The 16,925-nt window shown below is 73.0% G+C and carries 17 protein-coding genes; 4 read left to right on the top strand and 13 right to left on the bottom strand.

Going from position 1 to position 16,925, the window contains the following annotated elements:
- Positions 1–219: 219 nt before the first annotated feature.
- The 4 genes from IO36_RS05485 to IO36_RS05500 all read left to right on the top strand — a co-directional run bounded on the left by IO36_RS05485 (position 220) and on the right by IO36_RS05500 (position 3,898).
- On the top strand, positions 220–1,197 hold the full coding sequence (locus tag IO36_RS05485; protein WP_037616681.1) for an NADPH:quinone oxidoreductase family protein: 978 nt from the start codon (positions 220–222) through the stop codon (positions 1,195–1,197).
- Positions 1,194–2,384, top strand: a complete 1,191-nt coding sequence (locus IO36_RS05490) for an acyl-CoA dehydrogenase family protein (RefSeq protein ID WP_037616683.1) — start codon at positions 1,194–1,196, stop codon at positions 2,382–2,384. The genes IO36_RS05485 and IO36_RS05490 overlap by 4 nt, the downstream gene beginning before the upstream one ends.
- Complete coding sequence (locus IO36_RS05495) at positions 2,381–3,487, top strand: acyl-CoA dehydrogenase family protein (RefSeq protein ID WP_245173129.1); 1,107 nt, start codon at positions 2,381–2,383, stop codon at positions 3,485–3,487. Before IO36_RS05490 ends, IO36_RS05495 begins: the two co-directional genes overlap by 4 nt.
- A 216-nt stretch (positions 3,488–3,703) precedes the next feature.
- A complete protein-coding gene (locus tag IO36_RS05500; RefSeq protein ID WP_037616685.1) occupies positions 3,704–3,898 on the top strand; it encodes a hypothetical protein in 195 nt (64 codons plus the stop codon).
- 12 nt (positions 3,899–3,910) lie between these two features.
- Here IO36_RS05500 and IO36_RS05505 read toward each other — a convergent pair whose 3' ends face one another.
- The 13 genes from IO36_RS05505 to IO36_RS05565 all read right to left on the bottom strand — a co-directional run bounded on the left by IO36_RS05505 (position 3,911) and on the right by IO36_RS05565 (position 16,915).
- Positions 3,911–5,140, bottom strand: a complete 1,230-nt coding sequence (locus IO36_RS05505) for a phosphodiester glycosidase family protein (protein ID WP_037616688.1) — start codon at positions 5,138–5,140, stop codon at positions 3,911–3,913.
- Between the two features lie 75 nt (positions 5,141–5,215).
- Positions 5,216–5,572 carry a DUF779 domain-containing protein gene (locus IO36_RS05510; RefSeq protein ID WP_037616691.1) on the bottom strand — a complete coding sequence of 119 codons (357 nt, stop codon included), beginning with the start codon at positions 5,570–5,572 and terminating at the stop codon, positions 5,216–5,218.
- Positions 5,573–5,766: 194 nt separating this feature from the next.
- Positions 5,767–6,756 carry a hydrogenase expression/formation protein HypE gene (gene hypE, locus IO36_RS05515; RefSeq protein ID WP_245173135.1) on the bottom strand — a complete coding sequence of 330 codons (990 nt, stop codon included), beginning with the start codon at positions 6,754–6,756 and terminating at the stop codon, positions 5,767–5,769.
- 73 nt (positions 6,757–6,829) lie between these two features.
- Positions 6,830–7,948, bottom strand: a complete 1,119-nt coding sequence (gene hypD / locus IO36_RS05520; RefSeq protein WP_037616695.1) for a hydrogenase formation protein HypD — start codon at positions 7,946–7,948, stop codon at positions 6,830–6,832.
- On the bottom strand, positions 7,945–8,283 hold the full coding sequence (locus tag IO36_RS05525) for a HypC/HybG/HupF family hydrogenase formation chaperone (protein WP_051900015.1): 339 nt from the start codon (positions 8,281–8,283) through the stop codon (positions 7,945–7,947). The genes hypD and IO36_RS05525 overlap by 4 nt, the downstream gene beginning before the upstream one ends.
- A 35-nt stretch (positions 8,284–8,318) precedes the next feature.
- On the bottom strand, positions 8,319–10,685 hold the full coding sequence (gene hypF, locus IO36_RS05530; RefSeq protein WP_037616697.1) for a carbamoyltransferase HypF: 2,367 nt from the start codon (positions 10,683–10,685) through the stop codon (positions 8,319–8,321).
- Positions 10,682–11,497, bottom strand: a complete 816-nt coding sequence (gene hypB / locus IO36_RS05535) for a hydrogenase nickel incorporation protein HypB (RefSeq protein WP_037616699.1) — start codon at positions 11,495–11,497, stop codon at positions 10,682–10,684. The genes hypF and hypB overlap by 4 nt, the downstream gene beginning before the upstream one ends.
- Positions 11,481–11,900, bottom strand: a complete 420-nt coding sequence (locus IO36_RS05540; RefSeq protein WP_037616702.1) for a hydrogenase maturation nickel metallochaperone HypA/HybF — start codon at positions 11,898–11,900, stop codon at positions 11,481–11,483. The genes hypB and IO36_RS05540 overlap by 17 nt, the downstream gene beginning before the upstream one ends.
- 72 nt (positions 11,901–11,972) lie before the next feature.
- Positions 11,973–12,743 (bottom strand): hypothetical protein, encoded by a 771-nt coding sequence (locus IO36_RS05545; RefSeq protein ID WP_037616964.1) that lies wholly within the window; start codon positions 12,741–12,743, stop codon positions 11,973–11,975.
- 1 nt (position 12,744) lies between these two features.
- Complete coding sequence (locus IO36_RS05550) at positions 12,745–13,386, bottom strand: DUF6084 family protein (RefSeq protein WP_037616704.1); 642 nt, start codon at positions 13,384–13,386, stop codon at positions 12,745–12,747.
- Positions 13,383–14,126: a DUF5947 family protein gene (locus tag IO36_RS05555; protein WP_342455107.1), complete on the bottom strand. Its 744-nt coding sequence runs from the start codon at positions 14,124–14,126 to the stop codon at positions 13,383–13,385. Before IO36_RS05555 ends, IO36_RS05550 begins: the two co-directional genes overlap by 4 nt.
- Entirely contained in the window at positions 14,123–15,034 is a 912-nt protein-coding gene (locus tag IO36_RS47940; RefSeq protein WP_037616706.1) for a NifU family protein, read from the bottom strand. The genes IO36_RS05555 and IO36_RS47940 overlap by 4 nt, the downstream gene beginning before the upstream one ends.
- Before the next feature lie 99 nt (positions 15,035–15,133).
- Positions 15,134–16,915: a nickel-dependent hydrogenase large subunit gene (locus tag IO36_RS05565; protein ID WP_037616708.1), complete on the bottom strand. Its 1,782-nt coding sequence runs from the start codon at positions 16,913–16,915 to the stop codon at positions 15,134–15,136.
- Positions 16,916–16,925 lie beyond the last annotated feature (10 nt).

Below are 16,925 nucleotides of genomic sequence, written 5' to 3' on the forward strand. Positions count from 1 at the left end.
GGGCGGCCGGCGGGGCCGGGGCCGCCGGTGCGGGGGCAGATGTCGACCGGGCGGGGGCCGACCCCGGGGCGCGTGCGCCGACGAGCCGCGGTCCAGGGCGTGAGGCGCCCGCGGGCGGCGTGGTGAAGACGAAGGCCGTCCGCTGTTCCCAGGTGGGCAAGCGACCGCTTAGTATGCGGAGGACCCCGGTCAGCCGACGATGTCCCCTGGAGGCCCCGCATGCAGGCATGGCAAGTGCACCAGAACGGCGAGCCCGCGGAGGCGATGCGCCTGGTGGAGGTGGACCGGCCGACCCCGGGTGACGGCCAGGTCCTGCTCAAGGTGCGCGCCGCGAACATCAACTTCCCCGACGCGCTGATGTGCCGCGGCCAGTACCAGGTCAGGCCGCCGCTGCCGTTCACGCCCGGAGTGGAGATCTGCGGCGAGACCGAGGACGGCCGCCGGGTGATCGCCAACCCCGCGCTGCCCCACGGCGGCTTCGCCGAGTACGCCGTCGCGGACGCCGCCGCCCTGCTGCCGGCCCCCGAGGCCCTCGACGACGCCGAGGCCGCCGCCCTGCACATCGGCTACCAGACCGGCTGGTTCGGGCTGCACCGCCGGGCCCGGCTGGAGGCCGGCGAGACGCTGCTCGTCCACGCGGCCGCCGGAGGCGTCGGCAGCGCGGCGGTCCAGCTCGGGAAGGCGGCGGGCGCGCGGGTCATCGGAGTCGTGGGCGGCGCCGACAAGGCCCGGGTCGCGCGCGACCTGGGCTGCGACGTCGTGATCGACCGCCGCGCCGAGGACGTGATCGGAGCCGTCAAGGAGGCGACGGGCGGACGCGGCGCGGACGTGATCTACGACCCCGTGGGCGGCGAGGCCTACACCCAGTCCACGAAGGTCGTCGCCTTCGAGGGCCGGATCGTGGTCGTCGGCTTCGCCAGCGGCTCGATCCCGAGCCCCGCGCTGAACCACGCCCTCGTCAAGAACTACGGCGTCCTGGGCCTGCACTGGGGCCTGTACAACACCAAGAACCCGAAGCTCGTGCTGCACGGCCACGAGCAGCTCACCGAACTGGCCGCGCGCGGCGCGATCAAGCCGCTGGTGAGCGAGCGGGTGCCGCTGGGCGAGGCCGCCGCCGCCGTGCAGCGGGTCGCCGACGGAGTCACCACCGGGCGGATCGCCGTGGTGCCCACACTGGAGAACGGAGTCGCCGCATGACCGACGCAGCCGAACTGCGCCGCCGCACCCAGGAGTTGCTGGCCGCGCACCCGCCCGGGGAAACGGACCGGCTGGACTTCCTGAGAGCCCGCTTCGACGCCGGGCTCGCCTGGGTGCACTACCCCGAGGGCCTCGGCGGACTCGGCGCCCCGCGCAGCCTCCAGGCCGTCGTGGACGCCGAACTGGCCGCCGCCGGCGCGCCCGACAACGACCCGCGGCGCATCGGCATCGGCCTCGGCATGGCCGCCCCGACCATCCTCGGCTTCGGCACCGAGGAGCAGAAGCGGCGCTTCCTGCGGCCCCTGTGGACCGGCGAGGAGGTGTGGTGCCAGCTCTTCAGCGAGCCCGGCGCCGGATCGGACCTCGCCGCGCTCGGCACCCGGGCCGTCCGCGAGGGCGGCGAGGACGGTGACTGGGTGGTCAACGGGCAGAAGGTGTGGACCTCCAGCGCCCACCTCGCCCGCTTCGCCATCCTCATCGCCCGCACCGACCCGGACGTGCCCAAGCACCGGGGCATCACGTACTTCGTCTGCGACATGAGCGACCCGGGCGTCGACGTGCGCCCGCTGCGGCAGATCACCGGCGAGGCCGAGTTCAACGAGGTCTTCCTCACCGACGTCCGGATCCCCGACGCCCACCGCCTCGGCGCGGTCGGCGACGGCTGGCGGGTCGCGCAGACCACGCTGATGAACGAGCGCGTCTCCATCGGCGGCATGCGCATCCCGCGCGAGGGCGGCATGATCGGCCCGGTCGCGAAGACCTGGCGCGAGCGGCCCGAGCTGCGCACCCACGACACGCACCAGCGACTGCTGAGGCTCTGGGTCGAGGCCGAGGTCGCCCGCCTGTCCGGCGAACGGCTGCGCCAGCAGCTCGTCGCCGGCCAGCCCGGCCACGACGGCGCCGGCATGAAGCTCGGCTTCGCCCGGCTCAACCAGGAGATCAGCGGCCTGGAGGTCGAACTCCTCGGCGAGGAAGGCCTGCTGTACGAGGACTGGACGATGCGCCGGCCCGAACTCGTGGACTTCACCGGCCGGGACGCCGGATACCGCTACCTGCGCTCCAAGGGCAACAGCATCGAGGGCGGGACCAGCGAGGTCCTGCTGAACATCGTCGCCGAACGCGTCCTCGGCCTGCCGTCCGAGCCGCGCACCGACAAGGACGTCGCATGGAAGGACCTCGCCCGATGAGCCAGGTGAGCACCGAGCCCGATCTGCTCTACACCGAGGAGGAGGAGGCGCTGCGCGCCGCCGTCCGCGACCTCCTGACCGACCGCTGCGCCGCGGCCGACGTCATCACCCGCACCGAGTCGGCGACCCCGCACGACCCCGAGCTCTGGAAGGCGCTCACCGAGGGCATGGGTCTGGCCGGCCTCCTGGTGCCCGAGGACCGGGGCGGCCAGGGCGCGAGCCACCGCGAGGCCGCCGTGGTCCTGGAGGAACTCGGCCGCGCCGTCGCTCCCGTGCCCTATCTGACCAGCGCCGTCGTCGCCACCGAGGCACTGCTCGGCTGCGAGGGGCCGGTCGCCGACGAACTGCTCGCCGCGCTCGCCTCCGGCCGGACCGTCGGCACCCTCGCCGTCGCGCTCAACACCGGCCCCGGAGCCGCCCACCGGGTCCTGCGTCTGGAGAACGGCACCCTGCACGGTGAGCTGACCGGCATCGCCGACGCGGCCGCCGCGGACGTCCTGCTGGTCCCGGCCGAGGACGGCGGGCTGTACGCGGTCGACGCGGCCGCCGTCACGGTCGTCCCGCAGGTCAGCCTCGACCAGACCCGGCCGCTCGCCCGGATCACCTTCGACGCGGCGCCCGGGCGCCTGCTCACCGCGGACGCCTCCGGCGCCGTACGGCGCGCCCTGCGCGCCGGCGCCGGACTGCTCGCCTCCGAGCAGCTCGGCATCGCCGACCAGGCGCTGACCGAGACGGTCCGCTACCTCAAGGAGCGCAAGCAGTTCAACCGTCCGGTCGGCGGCTTCCAGGCGCTCAAGCACCGGCTGGCCCAGGTGTGGCTGGAGGTCGTGGGAGCCCGGGCCGCGGCCCGCAACGCCGCCGACGCGCTGGCCACCGCGAGCGCCGACACCGACGTGGCGGTCGCCGTCGCCCAGGCGTACGCGGCACCCGTCGCCGTCCACGCGGCGGAGGAGGCGGTCCAGCTCCACGGCGGCCTCGGCATGACCTGGGAGCACCCGGCGCACCTCCACCTCAAGCGCGCCAAGGCCGACTCGATCGCCTACGGCACGGCGGGCGCGCACCGCGAGGCCCTGGCCGGGCTGGTCGACCTCCAGGCCCCCTGACCGTCCCGTCAGGAGCCCGTCCCGCGAGGAGCCGGTCCCGTCAGGGGGCGGGCTCCTCGCGTACGTCCGGGTGGTCCCGAAGCGTCTTCCCGGTACTCACCTGCGGCGGGTCAAGACCACCCGATCGGGGGACATGTCAGCCGCCCGGACGAACCCTCCGCTACGCCACACTTACGGCCGAACGCCGCGAAGTGGACGTGGCGGAGGAGGTTGACGATGGCGATTTCCATCTCTGCGGTGCTGTTTCTCCTGGTGCTGGCGGTGATCTTCCTGCGCAACGGTGGGCTGAAGGTCTCCCACGCCCTGGTCTGCGCCCTGCTCGGATTCCTGCTGGCCAGCACGAGCATGGCCCCGACCATCCACAGCGGTCTCACCGCTACGGCGGACATCGTGGGCAGCCTGACGCCCTGACCGGCCGCCGGGTCAGGGGGTCTCGAACACCCCGATGCCGTTGGGCACCGGGCGCTCGGCGCCGCCGCTCGGGTGGTTGAGGACGCTCACCGCGTGCGCCCCCGGGCGGCGGGCGACCATCGTCGTGGACCCGCCGCCGTCCAGGCTGAAGGCGTCCTTCGACCCCAGCCGCTTCATGGCCAGGGTGACCTCGGCGATGGTGAGCCCGGCGCGGAACCGCGGCGCGCCGTCCAGGGCCAGGAGCTGCATCCGGTGGCCGTGGTCGGAGAAGCCCACCGCGGTGCGCACCGCCGAGGTCGTGTCGTCCAGACCGGGCAGCGGCACCCCGCCGGTCATCATCGGATACCCGCCGACCGCGAACCGGTACGGCACCCGGGAGGACCGCGCGACCAGCCGGTGGCGTACCTTGACCCGTTCGCCCAGGGAAAGCCCCCGCAGCTTCCGCGCGCCCGCCTCACGGCCCACCAGCACCGTGGTGCCCCGCGCGATGCGCCCGCTCCCCGGAGCCCCGGCGGCGGACACGACCCGCCCGCGACGGACCGTCACCTCGTAGGTGTCGGTACTGCACGGCGCGGCCCGGTCCGTGTCGGTGCCGCAGGTCGCCCGGACCCGGGAGGCGCCGCCCCAGTCCGAGGCGAACGCGCCGACCGTGCCGACCGGGAGCGCGTACTGGTTGAACCCGCGGAGCGGCCAGGTGCCCTTGGCGCTGCGCACCGACCCGTCGAGGGCCACCCGGTCCAGCCGGGCCCGGCGGTCGGCGCCCACCCCGAACACGTCCTCGGTGTCCGTGCCGGGCGGCAGCGGGGGTCCGAACCGCTGGCCTTCGGGCACCGCCGCCTTCAGTCCGCGGCCGCTCGCGATCGCCGGACCCACGGTCGCGCCCGTCGCCTCGACGCCCGGATGCTGGGTCTCCGAGATGTCGAAGAAGTCGCCGTTGACCCCGGCGACCGCGCCCCGGGCGTCGGCCAGCCGGGACACGGGAGCCCGGGCCGCCACCGCACCGGGGTGCAGCAGGTCGACACGCACATGAGGATTGCGCAGATCGACCGTCACCACGTGCGCGTGCGCCACGCCCCTGGCCGCCGGGATGTCGAGCTGTGTGTAGGTGACGCCGGGCCCGATACGGGTCGTCTTCTCCGCGGCGTCGGCCGGAGCCGCCCCCGTGAGCACCGCACCGGCCAGCGCGCCGCTTGCCGTGAAGACCGTCAGTACCGTTCCGAACCGTCTGCCAAGACGCGTCACGGTGCCCCCTGATGTCTCGTCAACTCTGCCAGGACTCAGGGGAATTGCACCAGAGGTGGCGGGCCGGGACGGTGGCTAGGCGCCGACGACGCGGGAACGGATCAGAAAACGCACTCCTTCGGGTGCTTCCAGGGAGAAGCCGCTGCCACGGCCCTTGACGACGTCCACGATCAGGCGGGTGTGGGCCCACAGCTCGAACTGGCTCCTGGACATCCAGAAGGAGACCGTCTCCTCGACGCCCTCGACCTCCAACTCGGCCAGCAGGACGTCGGAACCGCCCGTGCGGAACTCGCCGTCCGGGTAGCACATGGGCGCGCTGCCGTCGCAGCAGCCGCCCGACTGATGGAACATCAGCGGGCCGTGCCGTTCCCGCAGCCGCCTCAGCAGGTCGGCGGCCTCGGGCGTCAGCTCCACGCGCGCGACGGCGTCCATCGGCTTCCCCCTCGGGTCTCACGGCTGTCGCGCACCAGCCGACCACCCCGGACGTTGCGAGAGGGTTGCACCGCCCGCGCACACGGGAGGCCGGCCCCCGGTGACTCCCGCGTGATGCGGGTCGTCACCGAGGGCCGGCCTCGGGTCGTGCGGGTTCCGGCCGGCGGGGTGTCAGCCGCCGCCGGCGCGATGTCTCAGCAGATGCGGGGCAGTTGCTCCCCCAGCGGCATGTCCACCACGCGGGTGCCGCCCAGACCGGTGGCCGCGACCACCATGCCGGGGTGGTCGGGGACGCAGTGTCCGATCGCCACGGACTCCTTGCCCAGCGGGTGGGCCCGCATCGCCGCCAGCACGGCGTCGGCGTGCTCGGCCGCCACGAACGCCACCAGCTTGCCCTCGTTGGCCACGTACAGCGGGTCGAGGCCGAGGAAGGCGCAGGCGTTGGCGACCGTCTCCGGGACGGGCAGGGACCGTTCGTCCAGCTTGATGCCGACCTGTGCGGCCGCGGCGATCTCGTTCAGGGAGGTGGCGAGCCCGCCGCGGGTGGGGTCGCGCAACACGTGCAGATCGGGGCAGACGGCGAGCATGTCGGCGACCAGACCGGCCAGCGACGCGGTGTCGCTCTGGATCTCGACACCGAACTCGAGTCCCTCCCGCACGCTCATGATCGCCACTCCGTGCACGCCGATGGGCCCGCTGACCAGCACCACGTCACCGGGGGCCGCGCGCTGCGGGCGGATGTCGACGCCGTCCGGGATCAGGCCGATCCCGGCGGTGTTGATGAAGACGCCGTCGCCGTGACCGGCGTCGACGACCTTCGTGTCACCGGTGGCCACCAGCACCCCGGCGGTCCTGGCCGCCTCGCCCATCGCCTCGGCCACGCGCCCCACGACGGACAGCTCGACCCCCTCCTCCAGGATGAACCCGCAGGAGAGATAGGCCGGTACGGCCCCCGCCATGGCCAGGTCGTTGACCGTGCCGTTGACGGCGAGGTCGCCGATGCTGCCGCCGGGGAAGAACAGCGGCCGGACGACGAAGGAGTCGGTGGAGAAGGCGAGCCGGGCCCCGCCCATCCGCAGATGGGCCGCGTCGCCGAGCTCGGCGAGCACGGAGTTGCCGAAGGCAGGCGCGAACAGGTGCTCCACCAGTTCGGCGGAGAGCGTGCCGCCGCCGCCGTGACCCATCACGATCCTGTCGTGGTCGCGCAGCGGCGCCGGACAGGTCCAGGAGGAGAAGTCGGCGGGGGCGTATGCCGAGTCAGCCAACGGAACTCGCCTCCTTGTCCGGGGACTCCAGCCGCCGGTAGAGGTAGTACGCGGCGCACGCGCCCTCGCTGGAGACCATGGTCGCGCCCAGCGGATTGCGCGGCGTGCACTCCTTGCCGAACGCGGCGCACTCGTGCGGCTTGATGAGTCCCTGGAGGACCTCGCCGCTGCGGCAGACGGTCGACTCCTCGGTCTCGATGCCCGTCACCGAGAAGCGGTGCTCGGCGTCGAAGTCGCGGTACTTGGGCGACAGCCGCCAGCCGCTCGCCGGGATCATGCCGATCCCGCGCCAGGCCCGGTCGGTCACCTCGAAGACGTCCGCGAGCATGGCGCGGGCGGCCGGGCTCCCGTCGGCCTGCACCGCGCGCGGATAGGCGTTCTCCAGGGTGTGCTGCCCCGCCTCCAGCTGGCGCACCGCGCGGCGGATGCCCTCCAGGATGTCGAGCGGCTCGAAGCCGGTCACGACGATCGGCACCCGGTGCCGCTCGGCGAGTTCGGGGTACTCGGCGGTGCCCATCACCGTGCACACGTGTCCGGCGGCGAGGAATGCCTGCACCCGGCAGTCCGGCGAGTTCATGATCGCGTCGATGGCCGGGGGCACCCGGACGTGCGAGACCAGCAGGCTGAAGTTGGGGATGCCCAGTTTCTTGGCCTGGTAGACCGTCATCGCGTTGGGCGGCGCGGTGGTCTCGAAGCCGATGCCGAAGAACACGACCTGGCGCTCGGGGTTGTCCTGCGCGATCTTCAGCGCGTCCAGCGGCGAGTACACGACCCGGACGTCCGCGCCCTCGCTCTTGACCTTGAACAGGTCACGGCCGCTGCCGGGCACGCGCAGCATGTCGCCGAACGAACAGAAGATCACGTCGGGCCGGGAGGCGATCTCCAGCGCCTTGTCGATGATCTCCAGCGGGGTCACGCACACCGGGCAGCCCGGCCCGTGGATCAGCTGGATCTCCTCGGGGAGCAGCTGGTCGATGCCGTGGCGGATGATCGAGTGCGTCTGCCCGCCGCAGACCTCCATGAGCGACCAGGGCCGGGTGGTGACCGCCCTGATGTCGTCGAAGAGCCGCTTGGCGAGGACCGGATCGCTGAACTCGTCCAGGTACTTCATGACCGCGCCTCCTTGTCGGCGCCCTCCAGGGGCGGACGTCCGGTTCCGGCGGGGCGTTCGGCGCCGGCGTCACGGGCCGCCTTGCCCCAGGCGTCGCCGAACTCCTCCTCCAGCACCCCGAGGTTCTCGAAGAGTTCCAGGGTCTGTTTGGCGGACTCCTCGTCCAGCCGTTGCAACGCGAATCCCACGTGGACGATGGCGTAGTCGCCGACCTTCATGTCCGGCACGTACTCCAGACACACGTCCTTGACGACACCGCCGAAGTCCACCTTGGCCATCCGCGTCGCGTCACGTTCCTCGATCTCCAGCACTCGGCCGGGTACGGCCAGACACATGACTCGCTCCTGCCTCGCTCGTGCGCTCCGGCGCTCTAGGGGGTGGCCGCCGACCGGGCGGCGACGACCAGCTGGCCGAGGGCCAGGCCGCCGTCGTTGGGGGGAACCCGGTGGTGCCGCAGCACGGTGAAGCCCGCGCGTTCCAGGACGGAGCCGCAGCCCTCGGTCAGCAGGGCGTTGCAGAACACCCCGCCGCTGAGGGCCACCGTGCCGAGCCCGGTCCGCTCCCGCGCCACCGTGCACACCTCCAGGACCAGGCCGATGACGGCCCGATGGAACCGGCGGGCCACCGGACCGGCCGGGACACCGGCCCTCACGTCCGCGACGGCGGAGGCCAGGACCGGAGCCGGATCGGCGATCAGCGGTGATCCGGGGTCCTGACGGACCGCTCTCAGCATGAACCGGTACGCGTCGTTCCGCTCGTCGTCGGCCGGCGGACCCGTCAGATCGTTCAGCGCCGCGTTCTCCAGCTCCATCGCCGCCTGCGCCTCGTACTCCACCCGGTGGCACACGCCCGCAAGCGAGGACACCGCGTCGAAGAGGCGGCCCATGCTGGACGTGGGAACGCAGTTCAGCCCGCGCTCCAGCTGCCGCCCGAGCAGCCGCCGTTCCTCGGGCGTGGCCGCCGCCGCGCACGGCAGCCCGTCGTACCAGGGCAGTCCCGCGGCCCGCAGATGCGACAGCGCCATCCGGTAGGGGTTGCGTACGGCCGCGTCGCCGCCCGGCAGCGGGACGTAGCCCAGATGGGCGAACCGCCGGTAGCCGTCGTAGTCCGCGAGCAGGAACTCGCCGCCCCAGACGGCACCGTCGTCGCCGTAGCCGGTGCCGTCGAAGGCGACCCCGATCACGGGCTGCGAGCCGTCGAGTCCGTGCTCGGCCATCGCCGAGGCGACATGGGCGTGGTGGTGCTGCACCTGGCGCAGTTCCAGTCCGCGGGCCTCGGCGGTGCGCCGGGCCCACCGGGTCGAGCGGTAGCCGGGGTGCCGGTCGGCGACGAGCAGCCGCGGCACGACCGCGGTGAGGTCGGTGAGATGGCCGGTGGCCCGCTCGAAGGCGTTCAGGGTGGCCAGGTCGTCCATGTCCCCGACGTGCGCGGACAGCCACGCGTAGCGGCCCTCCCCGGCGCAGAAGGTGTTCTTGAGGTCCCCGCCCACGGCCAGGGCCGGGACCACCGGCACCGGCAGGGCGACCGGGAAGGGGGCGTAACCGCGCGAGCGCCGCACCGGCAGCTCGGCGCCCGCGCACACCCGGACCACCGAGTCGTCGCAGGGCACGTGGATGGGCCGGTCGTGCGCGAGCCAGGCGTCGGCGAGCCCGGCCAGCCGGGTCAGCGCCTCGGCGTCGTCGGTGACGATGGGTTCGCCCGAACGGTTCCCGCTGGTCATGACCAGGACCGAGGGCCCCGGCGGATCACCGGGCAGCCCCAGCAGCAGCCGGTGCAGCGGTGTGTACGGGAGCATGAAGCCCAGGTCCGGGCTGCCCGGGGCGACGGCCGCCGCGATCTCGTCGCCGGCCCGCGCCCGCCGCCGCAGCAGGACCACCGGCTTGCGCGGCCCGAGGAGCAACTCCCGCTCCTCGGGCCCGACATGGGCCAGCCGCCGGACGGTCTCCAGCGAGCCGGCGAGCACCGCGAAGGGCTTGCCGCCGCGGTTCTTGCGCTTGCGCAGGGTGCGCACGGCCGCGGGATCGCCGGCGTCGCACGCCAGGTGGTAGCCGCCGATCCCCTTGACCGCGACCACGGCGCCCTCGGCCAGCAGCCGGCGGGCCTCCGCGAGCGCCTCCCCGTCCCGCAGCCCGCCCGGATCGTCCGCCCCGGTGCGCAGGGTGAGCCGGGGACCGCAGGCGGGGCAGGCGATCGGCTGGGCGTGGAAACGCCGGTCGCCCGGGTCCGCGTACTCCCGCGCGCAGTCCGCGCACATGGGGAAGCCCGCCATGGTGGTGCGGTCCCGGTCGTACGGCAGCGAGGTCACGATGGTGAACCGCGGACCACAGTGCGTACAGGTGATGAAGGGGTGCCGGTGGCGCCGGTCGGCCGGGTCCGCGAGTTCGCGCAGACAGGCGTCGCAGGTCGCGGTGTCCGGGGAGACCAGCGTGCGTCCCGGGCCGCCGGACGAGGGGCGGATGGTGAACACGGCGCCGTCGTCCGCCACGGGCACGGGCCGGTGCTCGACGGACTCGACGACCGCGAGCGGCGGCGGCCGGGTCCCGATCCGCGCGCAGAACTCCGCCACGGCGGCGGCCGGACCCTCGACCTCGGCCTCGACTCCCCGCGCGTTGTTGGTGACCCAGCCGGTCAGCCCCAGTTCCTCCGCGAGGGTGTACACGAAGGGCCGGAACCCCACCCCCTGGACCACGCCGGTGACCACGACGTGCCGGCGCTCGCGCCCCGGGGCCCGGTTCACCGCGCCGGTCCCCGTACGCCGGGGCGCACATGCCCGTCGGCGTGGGTGTGTCCGTCGGCGTGGGTGTGCCCGTCCTCCGCCGGGTGGCCGTGGCCGTTCCCGTGCCGGTGCGTGTGGCGCTCGTGCTGCCGGGCCAGCACCGGTACGTGCGTCTCCTCCCCGGCCGCGCAGCGCAGGACGTGCGCCAGCAGGGCGTCGACCCCCTGGCCGGTGCGGGCCGAGGTCTCCAGGACCGGCACCCCGGGATTGACCTGCCGGACACCCGCGAGGAACGCGTCCCGGTCGAAGCCGACGGCGTCCGCGAGGTCGGTCTTGGTGATCACCACCAGCTGCGCGAGGCCGAAGGCGGTCGGGTACTTGACCGGCTTGTCCTCGCCCTCGGTCACCGAGGCGAGCGCGATGCGCAGGGTCTCCCCGAGGTCGTAGGAGGCCGGACAGACGAGATTGCCGACGTTCTCGACGAACAGCAGCCGGGTGCCCTCGGGCAGCCAGCCCTCCAGCCGCCGCTGGAGCATGCCCGCCTCCAGATGGCACAGTCCGTCGGTGAGGATCTGCTGCACCGGCGCCCCGGACCGCGCCAGCCGGGTCGCGTCGTTCTCGGTCGCCAGATCGGCGGTGACGGCTGCGGCCGGGGTGCCGCCCGCCACGGCCCGCGCCAGCAACTGCTCGAGCAGGGCCGTCTTGCCGCTGCCCGGACTGGACAGCAGATTGACCGCCACCGTGCCGCGGTCACCCAGATAGCTCCGTAGGGCCAGTGCGTTCTCGTCGTTCCTCGCGAGCACGGCCTGATGCAGGTCAACGGTGCGGCACATGGCTCGCCTCCTCGTCGCGTACGGGCGGCCCGGGCGGCGCGGACCGGGGCTCCTCGGCGGGCCCCTCGGCCAGGGTCAACCGGACGATCTCCAGCTCCCGACCGCCCAGCAGGGTCAGCGGCGCCCCGCACCCGGCGCACCACAGCACCGGAGGCATCCCCGTCGCCGCCTCGCGGCCGCAGCCCTCGCAGCGGCCCCGCGCTTCGACAGTCTCGATCAGCAGCCGGGCCCCCGCCAGCGCGGTGCCCTCCGCGGCGAGCCCGAACGAGAACTCCAGCGCCTCGGGCACCACCCCCGCGAGCTCGCCGATCCGCAGGGTCAGGGACGCGACCGCCCGGCCCCGGTCCCGCACCGCCTCCTCGACCTGCTCGACGACCGCGACCGCGATCGACAGCTCATGCACGGCCCTCACCTCCCGCCGGGAGACCCTCCGCCGGCCCCGCCGCGCCCGGATGTGAGGCGTGCGCATGCCTGGTTACACGGGCCAGGTGCGGTCGTTGTGACAGCTCGCGGCGGCCGGGCGCGCCCACTCCGGAGGGTCCGTCAGCGACAGGAAGCGCCCGCCGGGAACGCCGAACAGCAGATGGGTGCCGATCAGGCTGTGGGCGAGGGCGGTGTCGCGGTCGAGGACGGCGTCCTCGGGTGCGACGGTGGTGTTGTGCACGCTCACCGTGAGCCGCAGCACGCGATAGGGGCCGGGCAACTCCTCGACCCGTGGGCGTAGTTCGCCGGTCAGCCGCTGTCTGTGCCGGACGAGGCGGCCCACCGTCCGGCCCTCCTCGTCGGTCACCGGCTCGTACTCGACGGCGTCCGGGAGATCGAACCGTACGGCGTGCACACTCGCTTGATCGCCCGTCAGCTGGGCGAGCGGCTCATGGATCAGGACGCGTTCCTCGTGCCCCTCGTCCCACGGGACCAACACCCGGTCCGGCAGTTCGAGTTCGGGGACCTCGGTGTAGCCGCCGCCGGGGTCGAGCCGCTCGACGGTGCGCCGCCGGACGTGCAGGAAACGCAGTTCGGCGTGGAGCCGGTCGCCCTGGCGGGGTTCCAGCAGGCACTCGGTGCGCTGGACGGCGTGCTCTCCCGTCGTGGCGGTCCAGGCGGGCGGCACCAGGACCCCGAACTGCCAGCGCAGCTGGTTCTTCGCGGCGGAGGCGCGGTAGGGGTAGAGGACGTATCCCTCGAACAGGACCGCGTCCGCCACCGCGCGGGCCTGCTCGAAACGGTCCTCCAGGGGATTGCCCATCTCAGTCGGCCCCCTTCGCGTCTGCGGTGGCGAGCAGTTCGTCGAAGACCCGCTCCCAGGACGGCAGCGCGTGCGCGGACCGGTAGCGGCGCAGCGCGTCCAGCACGTCCAGCCGGACGCGCAGCCACCCGGAGTTGGGGAAGTACTGCTCGATCAGGTTCCGCCACACGTCCACGGGCATCCGGTACGACGTCTCCTTGTGCCAGGGCACCGGCTCCGCCACGAAGCCGTCCCGGCCGGTGAACACCGTGCCGGAGAAGAGCAGGAGCAGCGGGACCTCGCCGCGTGTCAGCGCACGGAAGTACGAGGCCGACGCGACCTCGGTGTCGTAGGTGCAGGGCACCGGGAGGTCGACCTCGGTCGATCCGGTGAAGCCCGGGACCGTGATGGAGGCGTGCGCGAACTGGAGCGGCTTGAGCGTGCTGCTCCAGCGGCTCGGTTCGCCGAACAGGTCACCCAGCATGTCCACCTCCTCCGGCTCGTAGGACCGTCCCGCGGGCTCGATCCGGATCTGGCAGCGCAGCGCGACGGCGTGCACCGGCCGGTGGTCCGCCTCCTCGATGCGCAGCCCGAACAGCAGCGTGGGCCCCGCCCCGTACGGCTCGGGGCGCACCCCGGTGCAGGAGAACTGAAGATCGGTCATGGGGCGCCCCCTGGCTGGGAGGCGGGGTCAGCGGGGTCCGGTTCGCGGGCGTCCGGCCGTCCGCCGTCCGCCGGTGCGCCGACCGGCCGTCCGCCGTGGGCAGGTGCACTGTCCGATGCTCCGGGAACCGGGTCCGGCTCCCGGGCGGCCGCCGTGATCCGTTCCAGGAAGTCCGCGATGTCCGCGCGGGCCTCCGCGCCGCCGTCGAAGCCCTTCCAGTGCAGCCGCATCCGTCCGACCAGTTCGTAGCAGACGTCGACCGGGACGAGCGTGCACGTCACCGTGCCCTCCCGCGCGCGGTGCAGCAGCAGCGCCTCCACGTCGGGTTCGAGCAGCTCCGCCAGCCGACTGCGGCCGAGCGCCGCGTCCCAGGTCCGCGGGTCGAGCTCGCTCTCGGTGGCACCCGCCGGGCTCGGATAGAAGGCCGCCAGCCGGCCCAGCTCGGAGTTGCGGAAGAAGAAGGCGAGCGAGACCGGGATCTGCAGCCGGTTCCAGCCGGCCTCGTCCAGGACGAACCCGGGATCGGTGAGATACCGGTCCGGGACCGCCCGGAAGCGGCCCTGCCCCGCGCCCGGCCGGGTGAAGAGCAGATGGCACGGCGGGCAGGAGCACTTGAGGGACCGCCGGGAGGTGTCGACGATGTGCCGGTGCTCGGCGGGCAGCGGCTCCCCGCACAGGTCGCAGCGCTCGCCCTCGGGCGGCGGCCGGCGGGTGAACTGCCGGAGGATGTCGGTGGTCACGGCCCCGCCCCCAGCAGCTCGCCGGGCAGCGCCACCCGTACCGCTCCGTCCTCCTCCAGCAGCGGTACGGGATCCAGGTGGCCCGTGTCGCCCCGGCCCGCCCGGCGCACGTCGAACGCGGCGCCGCAGCCCGCGCACCGCAGCAGTTCGCCGTCCAGGAGCGCCGGCGCGAGTCCCGCCGAACACAGCGGGCACGGGTCGCGGTAGGCGTACAGGTGCCCCGGCAGCCTGACCAGCAGCAGGGTGCGGCCCGCGACCTCGGTGATCCGGGTGGCGCCGTCGTCCGCCGGCAGGGAGCGCGGGCCCAGTTCGTACCAGCGTGCCGCCTCGCCCGCCGGTGGGGACGGCGGTGCGGCGCCCGGGGCGTCGTCGGGGCGGTGCGGCAGGATCTGCAGCAGCGCCGGTTCCGGGCTCCCGGAGGCGACGCCCTCGACCTCGATGTGCTCGATCTCGGGCGCGATCCGGGCGACCGCCTCCTCGATGGTCCAGCGCACGGTCTGGGTCGAGGACGGACAGCCGTCGCAGCTGCCGCGCAGCCTCAGCCGGAGCGTCGGACCGTCCGGTGCCTCCAGGTCGAGCCCGGCCACCTCGACGTCGCCCGCGTGCGAGCCGAGGTAGGGCCGCACCTTGTCGAGGGCCCGGCCCACCCGGGTCGCGGTGTCCTCGGGGTGCAGATCGTGCAGGATCAGCAGATCGCTCACGAGTTCGTCGGCGGTGAGGACGGCGAGGGGGTCCGCGCCCGCCGGGGCGGAGCGCAGCAGGCGCACGGTCCGGGCCAGGCCCTCGCCGTAGAACTCCATGAGGCAGCGCACCAGTTCGTCCGCGACGTCGCGCGCCTCCGGTCCCGCCCGCTGCGCCAGCTCGTCGAGCAGCGCGCCAATCCGCTCGCCCGTCTCCTGTCCGGCCATCGGCAAGCCCTTCTCTGAGGCTCCTGGGGAAGGTCGCATCGCGAGGAGGTCGGATCGCGATGGACGTCGGATCGCGGGGGACGCCGTATCCCGGGAGGGTCAGACGGCCAGTCCGCTCAGCCCCGTCGGCAGGTGCGTCTCCTCCACGGTCCGCCCGCCGCCGACGTACATGTGCACACCGCACGGCAGACACGGGTCGAAGCTGCGGACGGCCCGCATGATGTCGATGCCCTTGAAGTTCTCGGGCGGGTTCTCCTCGAAGATGGGGGTGTTCTGCACCGCGTCCTCGTAGGGGCCCGGCGTGCCGTAGGAATCGCGGACACTGCCGTTCCACGGGGTCGGCGGGTACGGGTGGTAGTTGGCGATCTTGCCGTCGCGGATCACCATGTGGTGGGAGAGCACACCCCGGACCGCCTCGGTGAAGCCGCAGCCGATCGACTCGTCCGGCACGTCGAACTTCTCCCAGGTCTGGGTGCGTCCGGCGCGCACCTCCTCCATCGCCTGCTCGGCGAAGTACAGGGCGGCCGCGGCGGCGTACGCCTGGAAGTAGGTGCGGGCCCGGTTGCGTTCGATGGCGTTGCTCCACTGCGGGATGCGCCACTCCAGTGCCATCTCGGGCTTGGTCATCGTGCGCGGCAGGTTGATCTGCACGCTGTGCCCGGTGGCCTTGATGTAGCCGATGTCGACGAGTCCGGACAGGGCCGTGGACCACAGCCGGGCGATCGGACCGCCGCCGGTGTCCAGCGCCAGATGATCGGTGCCGTCGAACCAGCGCGGCGACATGACCCAGCTGTACTTGTCGTCGAAGTCCCGCTTCTGCGGTGCGGGGATCGTGTGCTGGTTCCAGGGGTGGCGCTCGTCGACGGGGTTGCCGAGCGGGTCCCGTTCGACGAACTTCTCCATGCCCGACCAGTCCTCGTAGTACGAACTGCCCAGCAGGATGCGGATGCCGAGGTTGATGTCGACGAGGCTGTTGGTGACCAGCTTGCCGTCCACCACGACGCCCGGGGTGACGAACATGCGCCGCCCCCAGTTCTCCATGTTCGCGTACTGGAAGTCGCAGTACTCCGGGTCGTTCAGCGCGCCCCAGCAGCCCAGCAGCACCCGGCGCCGGCCCACGTCCTCGTAGCCCGGCAGGGCCTCGTAGAAGAAGTCGAAGAGGTCGTCGTGGAGCGGGACGACCCGCTTCATGAACTCCACGTAGCGGGTGAGCCGGGTCAGGTAGTCGGTGAAGAGCTGGATGGTCGCGACCGTGCCGACCCCGCCCGGGTAGAGCGTGGAGGGGTGCACATGGCGTCCCTCCATCAGACAGAACATCTCGCGGGTGTAGCGGCTGACCTGGAGCGCCTCACGGTAGAACTCGCCCTCCAGCGGGTTCAGCGAGCGCATGATGTCCGCGATCGTCCGGTAGCCGTGGTCGGCCGCGTGCGGCGCCTCGGTGCGCTCGGCCTGCTCCAGCACACCGGGGTTGGTCTCGCGGACCATCCGTTCGCAGTAGTCCACGCCGACCAGGTTCTCCTGGAAGATGTTGTGGTCGAACATGTACTCCGCGGCCTCGCCGAGATTGATGATCCACTCGCCCAGGTGCGGGGGTGCCACGCCGTACGCCATGTTCTGGGCGTAGACGGAACAGGTGGCGTGGTTGTCGCCGCAGATGCCGCAGATCCTGCTGGTGATGAAGTGCGCGTCGCGCGGGTCCTTGCCCCGCATGAACACGCTGTACCCGCGGAAGACGGACGAGGTGCTGTAGCACTCCGCGACCCGCTTCGCCTTGAAGTCGATCTTGGTGTGGATGCCGAGACTGCCGACGATGCGGGTGATCGGGTCCCACGACATCTCCGTGAGGCCGTCACCGGCCGGCTTGTTCGTCGCCGTCGCCATGGTGCCGCGC

The organism is Streptomyces aureus (assembly GCF_000725495.1).
GTDB lineage: Bacteria > Actinomycetota > Actinomycetes > Streptomycetales > Streptomycetaceae > Streptomyces > Streptomyces aureus_B.